Origin of the sequence: Rhodococcus sp. 24CO, from assembly GCF_050586165.1 — a bacterium.
Taxonomy (GTDB): Bacteria; Actinomycetota; Actinomycetes; order Mycobacteriales; family Mycobacteriaceae; genus Rhodococcus_F.
This window is the reverse complement of sequence record NZ_JAZFNF010000003.1, coordinates 486207-509931: the sequence shown is the minus strand read 5'-3', so window position 1 is coordinate 509931 and position 23725 is coordinate 486207. Positions and strand designations below refer to the sequence as shown.

General features: G+C 62.3%; 23 protein-coding genes. 6 read left to right on the top strand and 17 right to left on the bottom strand.

The features are described from left to right. Positions 1 to 17: 17 nt before the first annotated feature. Genes V2B23_RS09580 through V2B23_RS09530 form a run of 11 tightly spaced genes read right to left on the bottom strand, consistent with a single transcriptional unit; the run spans position 18 to position 11533 of the window. Complete coding sequence (locus V2B23_RS09580) at positions 18 to 1088, bottom strand: zinc-binding dehydrogenase (RefSeq protein ID WP_430950122.1); 1071 nt, start codon at positions 1086 to 1088, stop codon at positions 18 to 20. Further along, positions 1085 to 2206, bottom strand: coding sequence for an acyl-CoA dehydrogenase family protein (locus tag V2B23_RS09575; protein WP_430950121.1), 1122 nt, complete (start codon positions 2204 to 2206; stop codon positions 1085 to 1087). Before V2B23_RS09575 ends, V2B23_RS09580 begins: the two co-directional genes overlap by 4 nt. A gap of 1 nt (position 2207) precedes the next feature. Next, a complete protein-coding gene (locus tag V2B23_RS09570) occupies positions 2208 to 3416 on the bottom strand; it encodes an acyl-CoA dehydrogenase family protein (protein ID WP_033235880.1) in 1209 nt (402 codons plus the stop codon). A 24-nt stretch (positions 3417 to 3440) separates the two neighbouring features. After that, positions 3441 to 5648 (bottom strand): acyl-CoA dehydrogenase, encoded by a 2208-nt coding sequence (locus V2B23_RS09565; RefSeq protein ID WP_430950120.1) that lies wholly within the window; start codon positions 5646 to 5648, stop codon positions 3441 to 3443. A gap of 35 nt (positions 5649 to 5683) precedes the next feature. Further along, on the bottom strand, positions 5684 to 6814 hold the full coding sequence (locus V2B23_RS09560) for a steroid 3-ketoacyl-CoA thiolase (protein WP_430950119.1): 1131 nt from the start codon (positions 6812 to 6814) through the stop codon (positions 5684 to 5686). Continuing rightward, entirely contained in the window at positions 6811 to 7701 is an 891-nt protein-coding gene (locus V2B23_RS09555) for an SDR family NAD(P)-dependent oxidoreductase (protein WP_430950118.1), read from the bottom strand. Before V2B23_RS09555 ends, V2B23_RS09560 begins: the two co-directional genes overlap by 4 nt. A 1-nt stretch (position 7702) precedes the next feature. Beyond that, positions 7703 to 8911: a DegT/DnrJ/EryC1/StrS family aminotransferase gene (locus V2B23_RS09550; RefSeq protein ID WP_033235876.1), complete on the bottom strand. Its 1209-nt coding sequence runs from the start codon at positions 8909 to 8911 to the stop codon at positions 7703 to 7705. 32 nt (positions 8912 to 8943) lie between these two features. After that, the gene (locus V2B23_RS09545) at positions 8944 to 10125 is read right to left on the bottom strand and encodes a lipid-transfer protein (protein ID WP_430950117.1); all 1182 of its coding nucleotides are present in this window, start codon (positions 10123 to 10125) and stop codon (positions 8944 to 8946) included. Then, positions 10122 to 10532 carry an acyl dehydratase gene (locus V2B23_RS09540; protein WP_430950116.1) on the bottom strand — a complete coding sequence of 137 codons (411 nt, stop codon included), beginning with the start codon at positions 10530 to 10532 and terminating at the stop codon, positions 10122 to 10124. Before V2B23_RS09540 ends, V2B23_RS09545 begins: the two co-directional genes overlap by 4 nt. Positions 10533 to 10535: 3 nt before the next feature. Beyond that, complete coding sequence (locus V2B23_RS09535; RefSeq protein ID WP_430950115.1) at positions 10536 to 10982, bottom strand: Zn-ribbon domain-containing OB-fold protein; 447 nt, start codon at positions 10980 to 10982, stop codon at positions 10536 to 10538. Next, the gene (locus tag V2B23_RS09530) at positions 10979 to 11533 is read right to left on the bottom strand and encodes an FAS1-like dehydratase domain-containing protein (RefSeq protein WP_430950114.1); all 555 of its coding nucleotides are present in this window, start codon (positions 11531 to 11533) and stop codon (positions 10979 to 10981) included. Before V2B23_RS09530 ends, V2B23_RS09535 begins: the two co-directional genes overlap by 4 nt. 179 nt (positions 11534 to 11712) lie before the next feature. Here V2B23_RS09530 and V2B23_RS09525 point away from each other — a divergent pair, with 179 nt between their 5' ends. Continuing rightward, positions 11713 to 12303 (top strand): TetR/AcrR family transcriptional regulator, encoded by a 591-nt coding sequence (locus V2B23_RS09525; RefSeq protein ID WP_430950113.1) that lies wholly within the window; start codon positions 11713 to 11715, stop codon positions 12301 to 12303. Here the strand turns inward: V2B23_RS09525 and V2B23_RS09520 are convergent. From V2B23_RS09520 to V2B23_RS09505, 4 genes are all read right to left on the bottom strand, one after another. After that, positions 12293 to 13735, bottom strand: coding sequence for an MFS transporter (locus V2B23_RS09520; protein ID WP_430950112.1), 1443 nt, complete (start codon positions 13733 to 13735; stop codon positions 12293 to 12295). The genes V2B23_RS09525 and V2B23_RS09520 overlap by 11 nt on opposite strands. Positions 13736 to 13822: 87 nt before the next feature. After that, positions 13823 to 14383 carry a TetR/AcrR family transcriptional regulator gene (locus V2B23_RS09515; RefSeq protein ID WP_430950111.1) on the bottom strand — a complete coding sequence of 187 codons (561 nt, stop codon included), beginning with the start codon at positions 14381 to 14383 and terminating at the stop codon, positions 13823 to 13825. Further along, complete coding sequence (gene recR, locus V2B23_RS09510; protein ID WP_033235870.1) at positions 14383 to 15003, bottom strand: recombination mediator RecR; 621 nt, start codon at positions 15001 to 15003, stop codon at positions 14383 to 14385. The genes V2B23_RS09515 and recR overlap by 1 nt, the downstream gene beginning before the upstream one ends. A 12-nt stretch (positions 15004 to 15015) precedes the next feature. Then, positions 15016 to 15354, bottom strand: a complete 339-nt coding sequence (locus tag V2B23_RS09505) for a YbaB/EbfC family nucleoid-associated protein (RefSeq protein WP_033235869.1) — start codon at positions 15352 to 15354, stop codon at positions 15016 to 15018. A gap of 121 nt (positions 15355 to 15475) precedes the next feature. On the opposite strand from V2B23_RS09505, the gene V2B23_RS09500 reads away from it, so the two are divergent. From V2B23_RS09500 to V2B23_RS09490, 3 genes are read left to right on the top strand one after another with little or no spacing between them, the layout of a single operon-like run. Next, complete coding sequence (locus V2B23_RS09500; RefSeq protein WP_430950110.1) at positions 15476 to 16258, top strand: Rv3717 family N-acetylmuramoyl-L-alanine amidase; 783 nt, start codon at positions 15476 to 15478, stop codon at positions 16256 to 16258. Between the two features lie 44 nt (positions 16259 to 16302). Continuing rightward, complete coding sequence (locus V2B23_RS09495; protein ID WP_430950109.1) at positions 16303 to 16527, top strand: hypothetical protein; 225 nt, start codon at positions 16303 to 16305, stop codon at positions 16525 to 16527. Between the two features lie 6 nt (positions 16528 to 16533). Then, a complete protein-coding gene (locus V2B23_RS09490; RefSeq protein WP_430950108.1) occupies positions 16534 to 18012 on the top strand; it encodes an alpha/beta hydrolase in 1479 nt (492 codons plus the stop codon). 7 nt (positions 18013 to 18019) lie between these two features. On the opposite strand, the gene V2B23_RS09485 is transcribed toward V2B23_RS09490, so the two are convergent. Continuing rightward, positions 18020 to 18454, bottom strand: a complete 435-nt coding sequence (locus V2B23_RS09485; protein WP_430950107.1) for an SRPBCC family protein — start codon at positions 18452 to 18454, stop codon at positions 18020 to 18022. 262 nt (positions 18455 to 18716) lie between these two features. On the opposite strand from V2B23_RS09485, the gene V2B23_RS09480 reads away from it, so the two are divergent. Both V2B23_RS09480 and V2B23_RS09475 read left to right on the top strand, forming a co-directional pair. Next, positions 18717 to 20162 carry an FAD-binding protein gene (locus V2B23_RS09480; protein WP_430950222.1) on the top strand — a complete coding sequence of 482 codons (1446 nt, stop codon included), beginning with the start codon at positions 18717 to 18719 and terminating at the stop codon, positions 20160 to 20162. Further along, positions 20159 to 21460 (top strand): class I SAM-dependent methyltransferase, encoded by a 1302-nt coding sequence (locus tag V2B23_RS09475; protein WP_430950106.1) that lies wholly within the window; start codon positions 20159 to 20161, stop codon positions 21458 to 21460. Before V2B23_RS09480 ends, V2B23_RS09475 begins: the two co-directional genes overlap by 4 nt. A gap of 108 nt (positions 21461 to 21568) precedes the next feature. Here V2B23_RS09475 and V2B23_RS09470 read toward each other — a convergent pair whose 3' ends face one another. Beyond that, on the bottom strand, positions 21569 to 23692 hold the full coding sequence (locus tag V2B23_RS09470; protein WP_430950221.1) for a 3-hydroxyacyl-CoA dehydrogenase NAD-binding domain-containing protein: 2124 nt from the start codon (positions 23690 to 23692) through the stop codon (positions 21569 to 21571). Positions 23693 to 23725 lie beyond the last annotated feature (33 nt).

Sequence of the window (23725 nt, the reverse complement as noted above, 5' to 3'; positions counted from 1 at the left end):
GGTTCCTTGACGCGCCACTACCTGAGAACTTGTGGCGCCTGACCAAGTTGTACAAGCTGACGGCCGCGGTTCCGGCCGGTCAGAACGTTTGCCAACGCCCGCGGGGCATTCTCCAACCCGACTACGACGTCCTCGCGATAGCGCAACTGCCTTGCGTCGAGTTGTTCGATTGCCCACTCGCGGTAGCGCGGGTAGTGCTCGTAATGGTCATACACGACAAAGCCTTGAATTTTCAGTCGTTTGCGAAGAACCGGGCGCAATGGTGGGCCGAAGTCGGCTTCGGCGCCGTTGTATTCACTTGCCATGCCGCACACCACAACCTGACCGAAGTCGTTGAGCCGCTCGAACACCGCAGCCAACGTCTCGCCGCCGACATTGTCGAAGTACAGGTCGACGCCGTCCGGGCAGGTCCTCGCCAATCCTGCAGCGATCGTCTCGTTCGCTCGATCGATGCAGTCCGCAAATCCGAGTTCGTTCACGACGTAGGCGACTTTGTCACCACTTGCGATGCCGACGACGCGGGCGCCGGCCAGCGCAGCCAATTGTCCGGCTACCATCCCGACCGCGCCGCCGGCAGCCGAGATCACCACCGTCATACCGGCTTCGAGCGTCGACGCGAAGTGCAGTCCGCAGTACGCCACAAATCCCGGCCTACCGAGTACTCCCAGTTCCGCTTCCAGTCGAAATCCCGGACGTGGCTCCAACAAGTCCAAGTGCTCGCCTCGGACCGTGTGAAAGACCTGCCACGTATTTCCGCCACGAACCAGGTCCCCTGGCACAAAATCCGGGTGCCGCGACGTGACAACCTCGCCAACCAACGCACCGTCGAGGCCTGCCTGTGGTGGGCTCACCCCTGCCAGCACGATGTCGCCGATCCCGGCCACCGCTCCGAGCGGTCCTGGGCGTCCGTCAGCGGAAGGTAGGCGCCGCCTGGCGCTGGGATCGATCGCCAGATAGCAAGCCCGGAACAACACCTCACCGTCTTGCGGCTGCTGAATTGAAGCCTTCTCGACCGAAAAGTCTTCCGCCTGTGGAAGACCCTGGGGTGCGCGCAGGACGCGCACCGCCAGGTTCTCCCCCGTGGTCATACAGGTGCGCCGATCGAAGCACCCTTCTCCAGAACATTGCCCAGTTCCATGCCGATCGCGCCCGCGCTTCCCAGGGAGAAGGCGATCTGACGCCCCCACAGGAAGTAGCGATGGATCGGGTAGTCGACATCAGCGCCGATACCGCCGTGCAGATGCTGCGTTGCGTGAACAACTCGGAGTCCACCGCGCGATGCCCACCACTTGGCCACCAGTGCAGCAGCTTCCGCTTCACTCTCCACTCCGGTGTCCATCAGCCAGGCTGCGCGTTGCGCGGTCAGTCGGATGCTCTCGGTATCGAGATACGCGTCGGCGGCCCGGACGGACACAGCCTGGTTGGTGGAGATGGGTCGACCGAACTGGATACGCTCCGAGGTGTACTTTGCTGCCATGGCCAGCGCCTCTTCGCACACACCAACAGCCAAGGCTGCCAGAGCAACCCGTGCTCGGCGCAGCGTCCATTCGTAAGTGGTAGTGCCGTCACCAGGCAGAACGTCGGCAGCACTGACGGTAGCGCCGTCGAACTGCACAGTGCTGTTGCTTTCACGGTTTGTCACGTTCAACGTGGTGCGCGAAAGACGATCGGTGGGCACGATCATCACGCTCGTGGTGCCGCCGGGCATGGCCACCGGAACTACCACGGCGTCGGCGACGTCAGCAGCGGACACCGAATCGACGGTTCCGCGCAGCGTCCATCCGTCACCCGTTGCCTCGGCGCGCACGGGAAGGTTGGCACCGTGTCCGATGTCGAACGCGCCGGTGACAATCACGGAACCGTCGAGCAGTCCCGGAAGCCACGACGCTTTCTGCTCCGTGCTGCCGAACTCGGCAATCGGCAGCGCCGCGGTTGCGACGACCGACCACAGCGGTACCTGCGCAACGCGTCGACCCTGCTGCTCGAGAACTGCGGCGAGCCCAAGCATTCCGAGCCCCGCGCCGCCCACCTCTTCGGGCAGGGCGATTCCCAGAACGTCGGAATCGGCCAGCACCTTCCACAGGTCGGCGTCGAAGCCGCCTGCGCTCTCCACCGTACGTAGTCGGTCGACTCCGGACTTCGCAGCAAAGATCGATTCACTCAGATCCCGCACCGCGGACAGATTGTCGTCGAATTCGAATTCCATGTCAGCTCTTTTCGTTCGGTGTTGCAGCGGGGCGACGACGCGCAGCAAGCGTCATCCCCAGGCACTTGGCCGCGACAATTTCACGCATGACTTCGTTGGTGCCGCCGCCGAAGGTGTTGTTCTGAGCGCGTCGGCCGAGGTTCTCGACGCGGCCTTCGAGCACTGCACCCGGAGTTCCCGGACGCAGCAATCCCTTGGCTCCCAGCACTTCCTGCAGCATTCCGTACGTAGTCACGACGGCTTCGGTGCCGAAGATCTTGGCGGCAGCAGAATCACCACCGCCCAAGGTGTTTGCGGCAACGTCGGCAACGAGTCGCAAGTTCATCAGATCGGCTGCACTGAGCAGCGCGTAGACCTCTGCCAGCTTTTCCCGAACCCAGGGGATGTCGTAGACGTGGCCGTCGCCGGCCGGTTCCGTCTTCGCCCACTCGACCACCTCGGCAAAAAGCTCGTTGGCGATACCACCGCGGGCGGCCAAGGCAACCCGCTCGTGGTTGAGCTGGTTGGTGATGAGCTTCCAACCCTGATTGAGTTCGCCGACAACGTTGGTGAGCGGCACCCGCACATCTTCGTAATAGGTTGCCGAGGTGCTGATTCCGCCAACGGTGTGGATTTCCGTTACGGAGAATCCGGGAGCGCTCGTCGGTACCAGTACCACCGAAATCCCCTGATGTGTCGGGGCATCCGGATCGGTGCGCACGGCCAGCCACACCCAGTCGGCAAAGACGCCGGCGCTGGTGAAGATCTTGTTGCCGTTGATGACAAGCTCGTCGCCCTCGATGCGAGCTCGCGTTTCGAGAGCAGCGAGGTCGGTACCGGCGTTGGGCTCGGTGTAGCCGATGGCAAAGATCAACTCGCCGGCCAGGATCGGGCGCAGGAAGAAGTCCTTCTGCGCCTGGGTTCCGTGCTTGATCAACGCGGGGCCAACCGTGTTCAGCGTGACCAGCGACAGCGGCGCATTGGCGCGAATCACCTCGTCGTAGAACACGTACAGAGCTTCGGGGTTCTCCCCGCGGCCACCGAATTCTTCCGGCCACCCCAAGCCCAACCAGCCGTCCTTGCCCATCTGGCGCAGGATGCGATCGAAGACGGGTCCGCCTTCGGTCTGATCGACCAGCGCGCGGCGATCCTCGTCGTTGATGATTTCGGCGAAGTACGCGCGCAGTTCCTTGCGCAGAGTCTTCGACTCCTCTGACAAATCCAGGTACATGGGTAAGACTCCTCGAGAATATGGCTAGGAGCGCGGCAGGCCGAGAACGCGCTGCGCGATGACGTTGAGTTGAATTTCGACGGTTCCGCCGCCGAAGAGAATCGATGGCAAACCGATGTGATCGATGCCGTAGTTGGCACGGGAATCGACCACTGCCGCACGTGGGCCCAGCAAGCGGAGCAGGTCTCGTGATCCCTCACGCTGGGCCAGTGCGTTGTATACCTTGGAGACGCTGATCTCGGCGCCGGGTTCTTGACCGGCCAGTCGAGCCGAAACGCCGCGCAGGTTCATGGCGGATAGTGCCAGTTCGCGAGACATACTGCGCCCCAGACCTTCCACTGCATCCTCGCGCGAGCAGTCGTGACTACCGTCGGCGATAACCTGACGGAACTGATCACTCGAACCGTGATGCAGACGCGAACCCATGCTCAGACGTTCGTTGGACAATGTTGTCGCTGCAAGTTTCCAACCCTGTCCCGGTTCGGCAACCAGGCACTCGTCCGGGACGAACACGTCGTCCAGGAACACCTCGTTGAACTCCGACTTGCCGGTGGACTGCTTGAGCGGCCGGACGTCGACGCCCACCGACGTCATGTCCACCAAGAAGTACGACAGCCCACGATGTTTCGGAGCATCCGCGTCGGTGCGAGCGAGGCAGACGCCCCAATCCGCCTCGTGCGCACCCGAGTTCCACACTTTCTGCCCCGAAATGATCCAACCGCCGTCGACCTTGCGCGCCTTGGTGCTCAGTCCGGCCAGGTCGGAGCCTGCTCCCGGCTCGCTGAAGAGTTGGCACCAGATGATGTCTGCGCGCAGAGTCGGATCGACGAACCTGTCCTGCTGCTCGGCATTGCCGTGTTCGAGAATCGTCGGAAGTACCCATTCGCCGATCACGGTGGACGGTTGCGCCCATCCACGCGTGGCGAACTCGTGGGCGATCACTGCCTGTTCCTGGGGACCGGCGCCCAAACCGTAGGGCTCGCGGTAATGCGGGGCAACCAGTTTGGCCTCGGCGAAACGAGCACGCCTGGCACTTCCCTTGGCCGGAGCCCAACTCGCGTCGGTGGTTCCGTCGTCCGGCAGTAGTTCCACGTCGGCAAACACCCGACGTACTTCAGCCCGCAATTCCGGCAGCATGTCGGGATCGACAAACGAGAAGTCACGAACCGCGTCAGCGGAGCGCTCACCCAGTGTGTGCGCCCATCGCTCCTCTGCGCCGACCACCGCCGCGATGCTGAGCGCGCGACGCCAGTACAGATGCGCGTCGTGCTCCCAGGTGAAGCCGACGCCGCCGAGCAACGTGACACATTCGAGGGCGTTCTCGATGCCGACGGGTAAAGCGGCCAACGCAGCTTGAGCCGAGACAAGTTTCTGCTGATCCTCGTCGTGGTCCTCGGATCGCGCAGCATCCCACGCTGCAGCACAGGCAATTTCGGAACGCACGAGCATCATGGCCGCTTTGTGCTGCACGGCCTGGAAGCTGCCGACCGGGCTACCGAACTGAACCCGAGTCTTGACGTACTCGACCGCTGTGCGCAGCGCCCAACCCGCAAGCCCGCTCGCCTCCGCGGCGTACACGGTGTTGACGATCAGCTCGACCAGATGTGGCACAAGACCATCGACAATCTCCGCGTCCGACACCTGATGCTCGGTCAGCGTCAACGTGCCGACGGAGCGCGTCAGGTCGATTCCGTCCTCGACCTCGACTACCGCGGTGGCTGCCGGCGTGAGCCGAAACCACAGCGCACCGTCGCTGCTACGAGCCTGTACCAGAACGACATCCGCGCCGGGCAGGCCCAGGGCGGGGTCGGCTGTACCACTGACAGTCCACCCGGCGGCCGCGCGCTCCGCAACCAGCGAACCACCGCAGACCGCACCGGTGGCACCATTTCCCAACTCGCCCAGCATCGTTGCCGCACCGCTACCGGAACCGGACGCAAGAATTCCGCCCGTGATGACAGTCGGAACATACGCTCCGGGATAGAGCGCCATTCCCAACTGCTCGACGACCACCGCAAGTTCTGCGAGACCGGCACCGTCACCGCCGTATTCCTCAGGCAGATGCACCGCGTGCAGACCCTGGCTGACCAACGCCTTCCAGGAATCCGGCTGTTCGCCGGCTGCGTAGCGCGTGAAATTGGCTCGGGTGTCGGCGACTGCGCTGTTGCGGGCCGCAAACGCGGCTACCGCTTCGGCGAGATCACGGTGGTCTTCGAGCAGGGACAGTGCCATGGTGGGTTCCTCAATCTTCGGTTTCTACTTCGGCGTCAGATACGTTCGAGAATCAGACAGGTGGTTGCGGCCGACGCGCAGATCGCGATGAGGGCGATGGACTTGTCGCGTCGTTCCAATTCGTCGATCGCATTGGCCAGCAGACGAATACCGGTTGCCCCGGCCGGGTGACCGAGCGCAATGGCTCCACCGTTGACGTTCAGCAGGTCGTGGTCGACGCCGTGTGCTTGCGCAAAGGACATGGGCACCGAGGCAAACGCTTCGTTGACCTCGAAAAGATCGATGTCGGCGATCGTTAGGCCCGTGCGTTCCAACACGATGGACGCGGCGTCAACGGGACCGTCGAGCATGAACTCGGTGTCGCCGCCGATGACGCACTGCGCCAGTATCCGGGCCCGCGGGCGCACGCCCAGTGCCGAAGCGCGAGTTGCCGACATCAGCAGAGCCGCACTCGCACCGTCGGAGACCTGCGAAGACGTTCCAGCGGTGTGCAATCCACCCTCTTGAACGGTGCGCAGCTTCGCCAGACCTTCCAGGCTCGACTCGCGCAGTCCCTGATCACGGTGAACCGGGGAGTCCGACCCGGGAACCACCACGTCGATGATGTGCGAGTCGAATCGGCCGGCGTCCCACGCCGCCGCGGCCCGCTGCTGCGAGCGCAGCCCGAAGGCGTCGAGATCCTCGCGGCTGAAACCCCGTTTGACAGCGATTCGGTCTGCTGCGGTGTATTGGTCGACGGTATCGAGTGACCACGACTCGGGCCGCGGCGTTCCGAGACCTGTACCCACCTTGTAGGTGAGCGGAGCCCGCGACATCAGTTCCACGCCGCACGCAACGCCCACGTCGACGGCACCGATGGCAATCTGACCCGCCAGCAACTGCACCGACTGCTGCGCAGTTCCGCACTGAGCGTCGATCGTCGTGCAGCCCGCCTTCAACGGAAGGCCGGCATGCATCCAGGACGTCCGCACGATATTGCCGAACTGTTCTCCGAGTGGCGTGACACAGCCGCCGATGACCTGGTCGACGGTATTCGCATCCACTCCCACCCGATCCAGCACACCGGACTGCGCATAACCCAACAGTTCCGCCGCGTGAACACCGGACAGCCATCCCTCGCGCTTGCCGAACGGTGTTCGTGCTGCGTCCACGATGACGGGCTTCATGCCAACTCCTCGGTTCGTATTGCTGTCAAGTCCGGTGATGCTGTCAAGTCCGGTAATGCTGTTGTTTCCGGTAATGCTGTTCCGTCCAGACCGCGCACGGTCAACGCCCACTCGTCGATCAGGTCCAAGCTGACGCACGAGCGCGCGGTGAACTCGGTATCGCAATCACACAGCGCTGTGACCGCTTCCACCATTTGTTCCATAGATTCGACCTGATCCGGCCGAATAGTCTCACCGACCAGGACTCTTGCGCCCTCACTGAGCACCGCTGCTCGCGGTTCGATCGTGTTGACGCGCACGCCCTCGCCGTAGAGTTCGACACCCATTCCGTTGCTGATGCGGTTCAGCGCGGACTTGGAGGCGCCGTACACGGTCATCGCGGTTCCCGGTTCGATCAAAGTGAACGGCGGACCTTGCCACTGTTTCGTGGTTCCGCTGGACACATTGACGATCCAGCCGTATCCGTTTGCCACCATGCCGGGTATCACGGCTTGCATCAGATCGAGCGGCGCGTGGACGTTTGCCTCGAAGACCACACGCCGCCGACGGAGCGGATACTCGGACAGCGGCGCGTATATCGCTGCTGCCGCGTTGTTCACCAAAATGTCGATAGTCCCGCCGAGCTTCTCGATTGCCTGCGACACAACGGTGTCGCGCTGCTGCTCGTCGGTCAGATCCGCGACCACTATCTCGACCTTGGTTCCGTACTTCGCAATTCGAGCGGCAGTCTCCTCGAGACTGCCAGGCAGGGTGGCGTGGGCGCCGAGCGTCCGAGCCACGAGGGCCACGTCGGCACCCTCCGCTGCCAGTCTTTCTGCGACGCCCGCACCGATTCCACGACTGGAACCGGTGACAAGCGCCCGGCGGCCGTCAAAGCGCCTCGTCATGCTATTTGAACTTCGAGGCGAAGCGATTGATGCTCTCCGCAATCCGGGCAACTTCGTCGTCACGTAGGCCGTGACTCATGCCGAGTGTCATTCCTCGGGCAAAGACCGCGTCGGCTTCCGGCAATCCTTCGGCCGGCTGACGGAACTCGATGTTGTTCATCATCGGGTGACGAGTGACGTTGCCGCTCCACACAGTTCGTGTGTCGATGCCGTCGGCCTCGATGGCTTCCTGCAGGTCGCTACGCGTGAAGGGTGCGTTCTCGTTGATCATCACGGGGTAGCACAGCCACGCCGTGTCAAGACCGTCGAGTTCTACCGGCGTCGTGAAGAATTCGGGGTGAGCGCCATATGCCGCAGTGAAAGCCGCAAACGTGGCCTTGCGTGTCTTGTAGTTCTCTTCCAGCTTGTCGAGCTGCACGACGCCGTAAGCTGCGCCGAGCTCGGAGGGCTCGAAGTTCCACGACATGAGCTCGAAGATGAAATCGTTGTCGTAGTCGACGCCGTCGAGTGTTTCACGGAAGACGCGGCCGGACTTGGTGCTGCCGAACAGGTTCGGCTCGCTACGACGTCCCCAGCGGCGAAGCAGCAGAGCCTTGTCGCGGCTGGCTTCGTCGTCGACGCACACCATTCCACCGGTTCCCGCGCACGTGATGATGTGCGCCATGGAGAAGCTGGTGACGACGATGTCCGCCCGGGAGCCGGTCGGAGTGCCGCGGAGCGTGGCTCCGATCGCGTCACACGAATCTTCGATCACCTTGAGTCCGTGGCGATCTGCGATGTCGCGAATGACATCCCAGTCCGGGCAGTTGCCGGCCAGGTTCGGCATCAGGATGGCACCGGTCTTCTCGGTGACCATGGCCTCGATCTTGGTGACGTCGACGTTGAACGTGTTGGGTTCCACGTCCACGAACACCGGCACCAGGCCGGCACGCACGATCGGCGCGATGTCGGTGGAGAACGTCAACGGCGATGTGATGACCTCGCTACCGGCCGGGAGTCCGAGCAGCTCGACTGCCAAGTACAGACCCGAGGATCCCGAGTTGCACATGACGCCGAACTTCTTGCCTGCCAGGGCCGCGATGCGTTCTTCCATCTCGAAGACGTTCTTGCCGATGCGCAAGCCCTGGTGACCGCTTCGCAATACGTCGACTACTGCCTGGATTTCCTCTTCACCGTGGGTAGCCCGCGCGTAGGTGATCCGCTCACTCATGTTTTCCTGCTTTCGTAAAGTGGTCTGCGGATTCAGTGATCCGCGGAGAGGACAAGCGCGCTGTGCGGGACGGGCGAACCGCCGGTCACCAGCACGTTGTTCAAAGTCTTGGTGGGTTGGTTGGTGGAGGTGCCGCGGATCAGGCGAACGCCTTCGGCAATTCCGTTGACGCCGTGGATGTATCCCTCACCGAGTTGGCCGCCGTGAGTGTTGATCGGCAGGCGGCCGTTCAGTTCGAGATTGCCGTCCGCGATGAAGTCCTTGGCCTCGCCGCGTCCACAGAAGCCGTATTCCTCGAGCTGCAGCAGCACCATCGGGGTGAAGGCGTCGTAGAGAATCGCGGCGTCGATGTCGTCCGGGCCGATACCGGCCTGGTTCCACAACTGACGAGCGACCAGTTCGACCTCCGGCATGCTGTCGATGTCGTCACGGTAGTAGCTGCTCATCGAAATCTGTTGTGGACCAACACCTTGTGCTGCTCCGGTGATGATGGCGGGCTTGTGCGGCAGATCCCGTGCGCGCTCCGCACTCACGATGACCAACGCCTGCCCGCCGTCGCTCTCCTGGCAGCAGTCCAGCAGACGGATCGGATCGGCGATCATGCGCGAGTTCTGATGATCCTCGATCGTGATCGGCCGCTCGTAGAACCAGGCTTTGGGGTTGTTGGCAGCGTGCTTGCGTGAGAGGACCGAGATCTGCCCGAAATCCGCACTGGTTGCACCGTACTTGTGCATGTACAGCTTGGCCAGGAACGCTTCCTGCTGAGCGGGAGTGAGCAATCCGTACGGGTTGATCCAGTTCCGGTATTCCTGATCGGTCGACTGGTTGTATGCAAAAGGCGGTGGGCCGGCGCCGAATCGATGGCCCGACCGTTCGTTGAAGGCGCGGTAGACAACCACGACGTCGGCAACACCACTGGAGACGGCAAGCGCCGCCTGCTGAACAGGCGCGCAGGCACCGCCGCCGCCGTGCGGGATCCGGCTGAAGAAGCTCAGTTCAGGGATGCCGAGGGCGCGCGCGACGGCGATCTCGGGGTTGTTCTCCATGGTGAACAGAGCAAATCCGTTCACCTCTTCTGCCTCGATCTGAGCGTCGTCGAGCGCGGCGATCACCGATTCGCACGCCAACTGCCATTCGCTGCGCCCGGAATTCTTGGAGAACTCCGTGGCTCCGATGCCGGCGATTGCCGCTTCTCCGGAAAAACCTCGACTCATGCCGACACTCCTTCTACCGGTGCCACGGTCACCTTGGCACTGACGTGTGTTCCTCGTTCGTTGCGTCCGACCACGGCGATCGTGACGGCCGAGCCGTCCTTCTCCACTACCTCGCCCGTGAAGGTCATCGTGTCACCGGGAAAGTTCGGAACTCCCAGCCGCAGTGAAGTTTTGACGATTCGAGAACTCGGTCCCGACCAATCGGTGATGTACCGGTCGATGAACCCGTTCGTGGAGTTGATGCTCATGAAAATGTCCGGGGTGCCACGTTCCTGGGCCTTGCCAGGATCGTGGTGCACATCCTCGAAATCCTGCGACGAGATGGCCGCCGCGACAATGAGCGTCCGGTCCAAAGGCAGTTCGAGCGTGGGAAGATTCGAGCCCACATCACACTGGGGGAAGGTCATCTCTCACGCCTCCCCGCGGCGACGAAGCTGCGGCAGGATCTCACCGTTAGCGTGCTCGGAGAAGCCGACTTCGAGTTCCATGCCGAATGCCAAGTCGTCGTGGTCGATTCCGGCGATGTCGGCAACCAGACGGGTGCCTTCTTCCAGGTCGACCAACCCGACGGCAAGCGGGTACTCGAACGCGGGATCCTTGGGGTGGTGAATAACCGTGAAACTGTGCAGTGTGCACCGACGCGTGGATTCGACTGTGTCCCAACTGAACGAGCGGCACGTCGGGCAGGCTGGCGCGGGTGGGTGGCGAAGCGTCTTGCAATCGGCACAACGCTGAATCTCGAGACGGCCTTCCTTGGCTGCCTCGAAGAAGAAGTCGTTGTCTCCGGTGACGGTCAGCCCCGGCACCGAGGTCCGGGGAACAGGTACTGCGTTGGTCGATGTTTCGGCCGCGCTCATGCGGGCACCTCCTGCGTGTCGGGGTTGAACCTCAATATCCGAAATCGCTCTTCCACCAAGGTCTTGCCGTTGCCGTCGACGTAGTTCTTGAACAACGTGATGAAACAGCCGTGCCCGAGGCCGGTCTGCTTGAAAGGCGAAATGGATTCGATCGTGAAGTGAGCGGTGACGTGGTCGCCCGGATTCAGTTCCGCGAAGTACTCCTGCTCCACATTGGTGGCGACAACCGAGGTGTAGCCGGCTTCGTCGAGCAGTGCCAGTAGGCGCGAGTAGGAAAAGTCCTCGGTGACGCCATCGGCGCGGAGCTGCTGAACCTCGCGATAACGCCGGTACCCGGACATCACCCAGGTCGAGATCATCGCGGGCGGGCAGACGACGTCGCGCCTACCGGTCGACCTGGCCGCGTCGGCGTCCACGTAGACCGGGTTGTTGTCCTCGTGTGCTTCCACCCAGTTGCGAATCATCGCCTCGTTGACGGCGTAACGCGCGACTCGTGGCGGTTCGGCCTCCGTCCCGATGAATTGCGGGAACTGTGCCTCCAAGCTCTGCACTGAAACCTCCAGTAGGGTTAGAGTTGATCAAGCGCTTGATCCTGAAGTTAGCATAGGAGCCGGAAAGTTGAAATACGGCGCCGGATCACACCTGATCGGGTAAGAACTCAGGCCGTCAGGCAGGATTGCTCGAAAGAGAACACCTGCCCGAAACGGGACAGATCAGCAGCGGAGAGCATGTGGCAGCCACACCCGATCGTCGAGACACAATCTTGGAAAGCTCGGCCGAACTGTTCGCGAAGAAGGGCGTCGCATCGACGACGGTCCGCGACATCGGCGAATCAGCAGGCGTGTTCTCCGGAAGCCTGTACCACTACTTCAAATCCAAGAACGCGATTGTCGCGGAACTGCTCCGCGTCTTCATGGCGGATATTCAGGAACGGTTCAACCAGGTCGAGCGCTCGGCCGACGGGCCAGAGGACGTGTTACGGGGCCTCATCCGGGAGACCCTGATCGTGATCGAACTGCATCCGCACCCCACCGCGATCTACCAGAACGAACGGACATACCTTCGCGACAACGACCTTCTGCAGTCCGTCGACGGCCCCTCGCGCGAGGTCCGCGAGCATTGGCTCAAAGCCATTGCGGAAGGCGTCGAAGCGGGGATCTTTCGCAAGGACATCGCCCCCGAGATCTTCTATCGGTCGGTGCGCGACACCCTGTGGTCGACAAACCATTGGCCGGACCGCCAGCGGTACACCACCGAAGAGTTTGCCGATCTGATGATCACGCTCTTCCTCTCCGGCTTCCGAATCCCGCCTAAATCCTGAGTTCCGGTAGCTCGATGTCGATCGAGGTGCGGCCTTGCGGGAGCAGGAACGACACTCCGAAGACAACCACCGCGCACGCAGCGCACACCAGATAGGCGACGGCAAAACCTGCCCACGACGTCGAATGCTCACTGCCGGCGACAACATACGCGGCCAGGATAGTTGCCACTGTCGCACTGCAAAGCGTGCTGCCGGAGGTACGCAGCAACGAGTTGACCCCGTTTGCCGCCGCAAGGCGCTGACGCGGTACCGCTACGAGAATGAGCAGCGAGAGCGTGCTGTAGACGATCGCGGTTCCGATCGCCGTAATGAACAACGCGACAACCACTCCCCACAGGGGTTTACCCGCAACAGCGTGAATTCCGTAGCCGCCGGCAAGAAATGCAGCGCCGGTCAACATCGCTGTCCGCGAACCGAATCGGTCGGTGATGCGCACGGCGACTGGCGAGAACAGAACCATCGCAATGCTGGCAGGAATCTGGCACAGCGCCGCGGCGATGATGGTCAAACCGTATCCGGCCCCAGGACCCTGCGCGCCTTGCAATAGCTGCGTTGTGATCAGCGTGTTGCCGAAGAACGCAAAGCCGACAAGAAGCGCGGCGATATGCGGGATCAGCACCGCACGCTTGACCAGAGCCCGAACATCCACCAGAGGATTGACGTTGCGCCGTTGCTGAAACACCCAGAGCGTGAAGAGAACCGCCGACGCCGACAGCATCGAGATCACCGAACCACTCGCCCATCCCCAACTGCTGCCCTGCGTCATCGGGACAAGCAGCAAGACGAGCGCGGCGCTCAGGCCCACCGCGCCGACCCCGTCGAAGCGGCCGGACGGACTGGCCTCCGACTCACGGATGAACAAGGCCGCGGCAAGCGTCACCGACAACCCGATCGCCGTGGTGATCCAGAACAGCACATGCCAGTTCGAGTATTGAGCGATCATCGCCGAGAACGGAATGCCCAGGGCAGTGCCAACTCCGAGCGTCGAACTCATCATGGCGACGGCACCGTTGACCTTGTTCCGGGGCAGTTCGTCACGCAGCAGTGAAATTCCGATAGGGATGACAGCGGCGCCTGCACCTTGGAGAGCTCGCGCAAAGATGAGCACGGAGATATTCGAGGACACCGCGCACAGCATCGATCCGAGTGTCATCAAGAAGAACGCGACCAACAACATTTTCTTCTTGCCGAACATGTCGGCCAGGCGCCCGAAGATGGGCGTGACGACAGCGCCGACCAGAAGCGTCACCGTCACAAGCCAGGACACCGCTGTGCGACTGGCGCCGGTGAAGTGCGGGAGTTCGGGAAGCAGCGGAACTATGACGGTTTGCAGGACGGCCTGAAAAACAGCGCCTGCGGAAACGATGGGGAACAGGAAACGGGAGCGCGCTACAACCGGCGAGACTACTGGTGCACGGTCCAGCGTCGTCAACCTACCGCCACCTGTTCTCTAATAGTAAATATCCGTTCACCTACAGTAGGTGAACGGATATTTACCCCGCAAGTACAGTGACTACGATCACCCGTCGAGAAGCTTTTGCACCAACGGCGCATAGATCGCGACAACCTCGGCCTGAGTACCCGTCGCGTGACCAGCCAACATCCGTCGACGCATGACGGCCACCCCGGCCACCATCGACATCGCCAATTCAGCACGTAGTCGCGCGTCCGGCCCCGACAAGCGGGCCGCCAGCGCGTCGATCATCTGCGTCGAATAGTTCTCACGCAGTTTGCGGTTGCTTTCCTCACTAACCCCACTCATGAAGAGAAGGCTCACCGACAACGGCTTGTACGGTTCCTGCGGTTTGGTGAACAGCGACACCATCCGCTCACCGAGAGTGTCGTTCGGCGCATCGAAAACGGTATTCGCCGCGGCCCGGAAGTCGACCAACTCGTCGTACAACTGCTCTTTCGAGCCGAAGTACTTGATGATGAGAGGTGCGCTGACCCCGACGTCTTCCGCGATGTCCTTGAGCGTGATTTCTCGATAGGGCCGCGTCGCGAAGGCCTTGCCGGCAGATTCCATGATCTGCGCGCGCGTCTCCTCCGAACTACGACGCCCCGACCGCGTACTCGTCATCAGGCGTTCCTGGACAATTCGCGACGTCCGGACAATGCCCTGCCCAACGTCAGCTCGTCCGCGAATTCGAGATCGCCACCCATCGGCAGACCGGAAGCCAAGCGCGAGACCGTCAAACCCGGGATGTCGCGCATCATCCGAACCAGATACGTCGCCGTTGCCTCCCCCTCGGTGTTGGGGTCGGTCGCGATGATCACCTCGGACACGTCCACGCCATCCTCTTGGTTTGCGATGCGAGCCAACAACTCCCGAATGCGGAGCTGATCCGGCCCGACGCCGGACAACGGATTGAGTGCTCCACCGAGAACGTGATAGCGCCCCTTGAACTCCCTTGTCCGCTCCACCGCCTGAACGTCTTTCGGCTCTTCTACGACGCAGATCACCGTTCGGTCGCGACGAGAATCCGCGCAGATCCTGCACTTCTCCTGATCGGACACAGTTCCGCACACCGTGCAGAACTGAACGCCGTCGCGGATGCGCTGCAGTGCATTCTTCAACCTGTCGATTTCCGGCGGTTCAACCGACAGAAGGTGAAAGGCGATGCGCTGGGCGCTCTTGGGACCGACCCCGGGGAGTTTCCCGAGTTCGTCGATCAGATCCTGAACGGGACCTTCGTACACGCGGACTCGTCTCTAGAAACCGGGGAGACCGGGAAGGCCTCCGCCGAGTCCGCCGGCCAAGGGGCCGAGCTTCTCTGCTGCAACATCCTGAGCCTTGCGCGATGCATCTTCGATGGCGCCGATCACAAGATCCTGCAGGGTTTCGACATCGTCGGGGTCGACGACCTTGGGATCGATCTGCAGACCGACCACCTCACCGGTGCCCTTGACCGTGGCAATAACCAGTCCGCCACCGGCCTGGCCGGTCACCTCGGCCTGTGCCATTTCCTGCTGCGCAGCCATCAACTGCTGCTGCATCTGCTGAGCCTGAGCCAGCAATGCGGACATATCGGGTGCTCCACCTGGTTGCACGTGCGGTCCTTTCTCCAGAGTTATCCCCACCAGCGTAGTCGGTGCGCGCTACCGTGAGCGGGTGCGCCGAAACCCGTCAGAGATCACAAAACTGCCTAATCGCCGTAGCCTCACTCTTGGTGTGGCTCTCGCAGCTACCTTGATCACGGCTGGATGCACTATCCCGACAGGCACGGCCGAGAGCGCTGCTGCGGTCACGCCGGCAGCCGCACCTGCACCTGCGCCCGCCGCCGAGTCGCTCTCAGGCAAAGTCGTCTTCCTCGATCCCGGACACAACGGCGCAAACGACGACACCATCAACACCCAGGTCCCCACCGGCCGCGGCGGCACCAAGAACTGCCAGACCACCGGCACCAACACCGACGCCGGATTTGCCGAACACACCTTCAACTGGGAAGTCACGAGCCTGGTCAAGAGTGAACTCGAAGCCGAAGGCGCCACCGTCCTCCTGAGCCGGCCAGACGACACGAGCGTCGGATCCTGCGTCGACGCCCGAGCCGAGGCAGCCAACGCGTCCGGCGCCGACATCGTGGTCAGCATTCACGCCGACGGGGCCGACGCGAGCGCCGAAGGCTTTCACGTCTGCTACTCCGCGCCGGCCCTCAACCCCGTTCAGGCCGGACCTTCCGTGACGCTGGCCGAAACCATGCGCGACACCTTGATCGGCGCCGGACTCACGCCCTCGACGTACATCGGAGAGAACGGATTGTCACCACGCGCAGACCTCACCGGACTCAATCTGGCGCAGCGGCCGTCGATTCTCGTGGAACTGGGAAACATGCGCAACGCCGACGAAGCCGCCCGGATGAGCAGCCCCGCAGGCCAAGCCGAATACGCGTCGGCGATCTCGAATGGTGTGCAGGCGTTTCTTTCTGTGGATAACGAGGGCTTATCCACAGGCTGATTTCGCGAGCACCACAGCGGCGCCGCGCCAGCTACCGTTCCGGCATGGACACGTTCCTTCAAGCAGATCTTGATGCACTACAGCAACTTTCGACGGATCTCCACGCTCGAGCCGACGAGGTTGCCGGCGTCGACGCGGTCGCACCGGTCGCCGAGGCCTATCTGGTCCTGGCCGGGCGAATCTCGGCATTCGCCGACGCCACCGCCCATACCGCGCGTCTGCTCGGCGCTGCGGACCGTGACTTCGCTGCCGTACTTCACGGGATCTGAATTTCGATGCGTCCGACTATCTCCGACGTTCGCGCCTTCTCACCCGAGCCCCTGCGGACCACGAGTTACCAACTGATCGAGGCAGATCGGCGGGTCGAAAACCTACTCGACGCGGCCCGTCGCACGGTCGAGCGCGAATTCGACGTGTGGAAAGGCGAAGCCGCGACGGCAGCCTCCGCCGAACTCTCGGCCACGCTTCGCACGTCAGGTCGAATCTCCATTGCCGTGCGAAATGTGGCGGACTGTTATGCCGGAGCGGCAAATGCTCTCGGGCACGCGTACCGCGCAGTCAGCATGATCGTCGACGACGCGACACTCGCGCACGGCCTGACCGTCACCGACAACGGCGAGGTCTTTCCGCCGTCACCTGCAACACCGGGGAGTCTGGCAGACATTCTGCAGGGAGACCACTACGTCGAGGCTGCAGCAACTTTTCACATCCGGCTCTCCGAGGCTCTCGACGCCGTCGAGCACGCCGACCACATTGCCGCCGAGGCTTTGGCAACGGCATTCGGCCAACTCGCAGAGCTTCTGGGTCCTCCGGTCGCGGTGCTCAGCGACCCCGTCAGCCTGCCCGACAATCCCGCCGAACTGAGCAGCTACTGGAACACCCTCTCCCCCAGCGACAAAGACGCGTTGGCACTGCGATATCCGGCAATCGGAAATCGAGACGGACTGCCGGCGCTTGACCGCGACTACTACAACCGGCGCTACCTGGAGTCGATGCGCGAATCATCGGCAAGTACCTACGCCGCCATCGCCGCAGAGCTACGGCCGGACATGTTCCTCCTGGCGGTGAGCCCCGACGGACACACCGCCATCGCACTCGGAAATCCTGACACGGCAGACAATGTCGCAACACTGGTTCCCGGAACGGGGACGACCGTCGCCGGAATCGGCGGAGACCTTCAGAGAACCAAGGCGATGTACGACGCGGCCCACGTGGCATCGCCCGGATCTGCCAACTCGGTCATTCTCTGGTCCGGATACGATTCTCCGCCAACCATTCCCGATGCGGGGCTCGACCGCTACGCCGACGCTGCCGCGCCCGCGCTGGACGCATTCCAGGACGGCTTACGCGCGTCCCATGACGGTCCGGCCTCGCACAACGTGGTCATCGGGCATTCCTACGGCAGCACCGTCATCGGCGCCGCCACCACCGATGGAGGATCTCTGAACGTCGACGATCTGGTCTTTGTCGCGAGCCCAGGCGTCGACGCGGAGCGCGTCGACGAACTGCGACTCGATACGACGGCTCGAGCCGATATGGGTGAACACGTCTACGCAACAACAGCATTCTGGGACCCCGTGCAGCTGATACCGAGAGCACTCGGGATACACGGTTTCGATCCCGCCGACCCCACATTCGGCGCCCAGGTATTCACGAGCGCGCCAGGCTCACCGGGATTGGCAGTTCACAGCGACTACTGGAATGCAGAAAATCCGGCCCTGAAAACTCTGGGCCGGATCATCAGCGGGAAGTGAGGAGGAACTATCCGAGTTCACGCTTGAGGTTGTAGAGCACCGTAGCCTGAATGCGCTGCAAGCCCTTGGGCGCAAACGTCCGCTCGAAGAATCCGCCGATACCCGTAGCGCCCTGCCACTGGGTCAGCGTTGTCACCGTGGTACCCGTACCGTTGGGGGCCACGGTCCACGTGGTCACCATGCTGGAATTGGCATCCTTCTCCGTGATGACGTTGCCCTCGACCGTGACCGTCGCCTTGACGTTGCGCGAACGCTTTTCCGTCGCCTTGAGGGTCCACTCTGCAACTGTTCCGTTGCCCTGGCCACCACTGAGCACCTTGTAGTCGAGGTACTGCTCCGACAGAATGCGCGGGCGCACCGTCTCGTAATCGGAGAGTGCCGCGAGCACCTGCTCCGGTGCATGTGGAACGACCGTCGAACTCATTGCGTTGACCTGACCCATTACCCGTACGACTCCTCGAGTTGACTACCTGCATGCTGCACAGACACTTGTTTCCATAGTGCCTGTTCCTGCCCGGCATCTCGACTATCGACCCAGATCATGTGAGCTGGTTCACTATCGATGCCGCAAATCCGCGGCCGTTTGCAACAACTCGATCAATTTCGTGCAATTCGACCCCTACCGATAGCCTCCAGCAACCGCTAGGGATAGCGTCAGGGTTGTGACTCTCTCGTTCAATGGGGTAGTTCCGAAGTTTTCCAGAATCCGGGCAGGTAAGCGTCCGGGTTCCGACGGCGCGCGCGAAACTGGTTTTGCGCAGCACCGGGAAGGCGTTGCGCGACTTCTCGCGTCGTATCACGCGATACCCCCCGATGGTTCGGTCCGACTGGCGAAGAAGACCTCCAACCTGTTCCGTGCCCGTGCCAAGTCGTCGACTCCCGGCCTCGACGTCAGCGGGCTCACCGGTGTGATCGCCGTCGACCCGGTCGCGCGGACGGCAGACGTCGCCGGCATGTGCACGTACGAGGATCTTGTCGACGCCACGCTGGCGTACGGCCTGGCGCCACTCGTCGTGCCCCAGCTCAAGACCATCACGCTCGGTGGCGCCGTCACCGGGTTGGGGATCGAATCCACGTCCTTCCGAAACGGATTGCCGCACGAGTCCGTTCTGGAGATCGACATCCTCACCGGAAACGGCGAGATCATCACCGCCACACCTGACGGTGAACACGCCGAACTGTTCTTCGGTTTCCCCAATTCCTACGGCACCCTCGGCTATTCCACGCGGCTCAAGATCACCCTCGAACCGGTGAAAAAGTATGTAGCCCTGCGCCATCTGCGTTTCGACTCGTTGAAGACACTCGAGACCACGATGGACCGCATCGTCACCGACCGTGAGTACGAAGGCGTCGCGGTCGATTACCTCGACGGTGTCGTCTTTACCGATACCGAGAGTTACCTCACGCTCGGTGTCCAGACCGACGACGATGGGCCGGTCAGCGACTACACGGGACAGAACATTTTCTACCGGTCGATCCAGCATCCGTCGCTGGTGCATCCCAAGACCGATCGCCTCACCATCCGGGACTACCTGTGGCGCTGGGACACCGACTGGTTCTGGTGCTCGCGGGCCTTCGGAGCCCAGAACCCCAAGATCCGGCGCTTCTGGCCCAAGCAGTACCTCCGCAGCAGCTTCTACTGGAAATTGATCGCCCTCGACCACAAGTACGACATCGGTGATCGCCTCGAAAAGCGCAAGGGAAATCCCCCACGTGAACGCGTCGTCCAGGACGTCGAGGTGCCCATCGAACGAACTGCGGATTTTGTCTCCTGGTTCCTCGACGAGATCCCGATCGAACCGCTGTGGTTGTGCCCGTTGCGTCTTCGCGAACCGAGTCCCGCCGGAGCCTCCGCGGCGCGGCCATGGCCGTTGTACCCCCTCGAACCCAAGCGCACCTACGTCAACATCGGCTTCTGGTCTTCGGTGCCGATCGTTCCCGGTGAGCGCGAGGGAGCAGCAAACAGATTGATCGAGGACAAGGTCGGCGACTTCGACGGACACAAGTCCCTCTACTCGGACTCCTATTACTCGAAAGAAGATTTCGAGGCGCAGTACTACGGCGGCGACCGATACTTGCACCTCAAGGATCGCTACGACCCCAATTCGCGTTTATTGGACCTATTTTCAAAGGCGGTGCAACGTAAATGACCACGTTCAAGGATTCCAAGAACCAAGAAAAGCTCTCCATCGCAGAAATTCTCGAGACGCTTTCCGACGGCATGCTGCCGCTGCGATTCACCGCCTACGACGGTAGTGCCGCCGGACCTGAGGATGCCGACTACGGCCTCCACCTCAAGTCGACCCGCGGAACCACCTATCTTGCAACAGCTCCCGGCGATCTCGGCATGGCACGCGCCTATGTCTCCGGCGACCTCGAAGCCGAGGGTGTTCATCCCGGCGATCCGTACGAGATCCTCCGCGTCATGGGCGACGAACTACACCTCAAGCGTCCCTCCGCGCTGACACTTGCCAGCATCACCCGCTCCCTCGGCTGGGATTTGTTGCGTCCCATCGCGCCGCCGCCGCAGGAACACCTTCCCCGCTGGCGCCGCGTCGCAGAAGGACTGCGGCACTCCAAATCTCGTGACGCAGAAGTCATCCATCACCACTACGACGTCTCCAACACGTTCTACGAATACGTCCTCGGTCCCTCGATGACGTACACGTGCGCCACCTACGAGAACGCCGAACAGACCCTCGAGCAGGCACAGGAAAACAAGTACCGCTTGGTGTTCGAGAAGCTCGGACTCCAAGAAGGGGATCGACTCCTCGACATCGGCTGCGGTTGGGGTTCGATGGTCCGCTACGCCGCCCGACGCGGCGTCAAGGTGATCGGCGTGACCCTCTCCCGCGAACAAGCCGACTGGGCACAGAAAGCCATCGAGGACGAGGGGCTCGCCGACCTCGCCCAGGTTCGTTTCTCCGACTACCGCGACGTTGCCGAATCGGGTTTCGACGCAATCTCTTCCATCGGACTGACCGAACACATCGGCGTCGGGAACTACCCGGCTTACTTCGAATTCCTCAAGGGCAAACTGCGCGAAGGTGGGCGTCTGCTCAACCACTGCATCACCCGCCCGGACAATCGCAGCAGCGCAAAGGCCGGCGGATTCATCGACCGGTACGTCTTCCCCGATGGGGAGCTCACCGGTTCCGGCCGCATCATCTCCGAGATCCAGAACGTGGGACTCGAAGTGCGGCACGAGGAGAACATCCGCGAGCACTACGCGCTGACACTTGCGGCCTGGTGCCAGAATCTGGTCGACAACTGGGATGTCTGCGTCGCGGAGGTCGGTGAAGGTACCGCTCGTGTGTGGGGCCTCTACATGGCCGGCTCGCGCCTGGGCTTCGAGCGCAATGTCGTTCAGCTGCACCAGGTTCTGGCTGTAAAACTCGGCGCCAAGGGCGAGGCACATGTGCCGCTGCGCCCGTGGTGGAAGGGGTAGGGGCCTTCGGCCCTGTGCGCCTTTTTCTCCCCCAGAACTGAGCGAACGTACCTTTCAGCGCGTTAGATGCGCCGAAAGGTACGTTCGCTCATTTCAGGTGGGTCTGAATCAGCCCTTCAGCGACGCCGGCGGCGTGAACCGCTCACCGTACTTGGCTGCCAATTCCTCGGCGCGAGCGACAAATCCAGCCTTGCCACCCGCGTAGCCGGTGACGAACTGGCTGACGCCACCCGTCCAGGCCGGGTAACCGATACCCATGATGGAGCCGATGTTGGCGTCGGCCGTCGTCGTGAGGACACCTTCGTCGAAGCACTTGACGGTCTCGATGGCTTCGATGAACAGCATGCGGTCGATGAGATCCTGGAGTGGTGCTTCCGTCGATCCCGACTTGAAGGCATCACGCAGACCCGGCCACAGGCCGGTGCGCTTGCCGTCTGCGTACTCGTAGAATCCGCCGCCGCCGAGACGACCGGTGCGGCCACCGTCGACGAGAGTGTTGATGACCTCGCCGGCCGGATCTGCGGGCAGTTCCTTGCCTTCTGCCTTGGCGGCCTCCGCGCTTTCCTTGCGGATCTTCTGCATCAGAGTGAGGTTGAGCTCATCCGAAAGCTGCAGCGGCGCAGCAGGGTAGCCCGCCTGCATACCGGCCTGCTCGATGGTGGCCGGTTCGATGCCCTCGGCCAGCATGCCGATGGCCTCGTTGATGAAGGTACCGATGACGCGCGAGGTGAAGAAGCCACGCGAGTCGTTGACCACGATCGGCGTCTTACGGATCGCCTGGACGTAATCGAATACGCGAGCCAAAGCCTCGTCGGAGGTCTTCTCACCGCGGATGATCTCCACCAGCGGCATCTTGTCGACAGGTGAGAAGAAGTGGATGCCGATGAAATCTTCCTGGCGCTTCACACCGGTCGCGAGACCCGTGATGGGAAGCGTCGAGGTGTTGGAACCCAGCAGTGCGTTGGGTGCAACGATGTCCTCGATCTCCTGGAACACCTTGTGCTTGAGTTCCTGGCTCTCGAAAACGGCCTCGATGACGAAGTCGACGCCCGCAAAATCGGCCGGGTCAGCCGTCGGGGTGATCTTGGCAAGAAGTGCATCGGACTTCTCCTGCGTGGTCTTGCCCCGCGAAAGTGCCTTGGCTTCAATGCCCTCGGAGTACGCCTTGCCCTTGTTTGCAGCCTCGATGGTGACGTCCTTGAGGACGACCTCGAAGCCCGCCTTCGCGGACACGTAGGCAATGCCTGCGCCCATCATGCCTGCACCGAGAACGCCGATCTTGGTGATCGGGGTCTTGCCGATACCGGCGGGGCGTGAACCGCCGCCGTTGATGGCCTGCAGGTCGAAGAAGAACGCCTGGATCATGTTCTTCGCAACAAGACCCGTCACGAGGGACGTGAAGTAGCGAGCCTCGATGAGCATCGCGTTGTCGATGTCGACCTGCGAGCCCTCGACCGCTGCGGCCATGATGGCACGCGGAGCAGGCATCGGAGCACCCTTGAGCTGCTTGCGCAGGTTCGCCGGGAACGCCGGAAGGTTGGCGGCAAACGCGGGGGTGGACGGAGTTCCACCGGGGATCTTGTAGCCCTTCTTGTCCCAAGGCTGAACGCCGCCTTCGGGATTGGCCTTGATCCATGCCTTCGCAGCCGGAACCAGTTCCTCGACGGAACCGACAACCTCGTCGACGATGCCAACTTCCTTGGCCTCTACCGGTCCGCGCTGCTGACCCTGCAGGAGCAGGTTGAGGAGTGCGTTCTGCAGACCGAGCAGACGGACGGTGCGCACGATGCCACCGCCGCCGGGGAGCAGTCCGAGGGTGACCTCGGGCAGCCCGATCTTGACGCCCTTGACGTCAGCGGCAATGCGGTAGTGCGTTGCGAGGGCAATTTCGAGGCCGCCGCCGAGCGCGGCACCGTTGATCGCCGAGACCACGGGCTTGCCGAGGGTCTCGAGGCGACGCAACGCGGCCTTGATGGTCCCGACCTCGGCGAAGATGTCGGGAGCCTGCTCGGGTCCGACCTTGATCATGTTCTTGAGGTCACCACCCGCGAAGAACGTCTTCTTGGCCGAAGTGAGGACTACTCCGGTGATGGAGTCCTTCTCCTCGTACAAGCGGTCGACGGTGGCCTGCATCGACGCCTTGTACAGGTCGTTCATGGTGTTGGCGCCCTGGTTGGGGTCGTCCATGGTGAGCAGGACGATGCCGTCGGAGTCCTGCTCCCAGTTGATCATGTTGTTCTCGGTCACGCTGATTCGTCTCCTGTA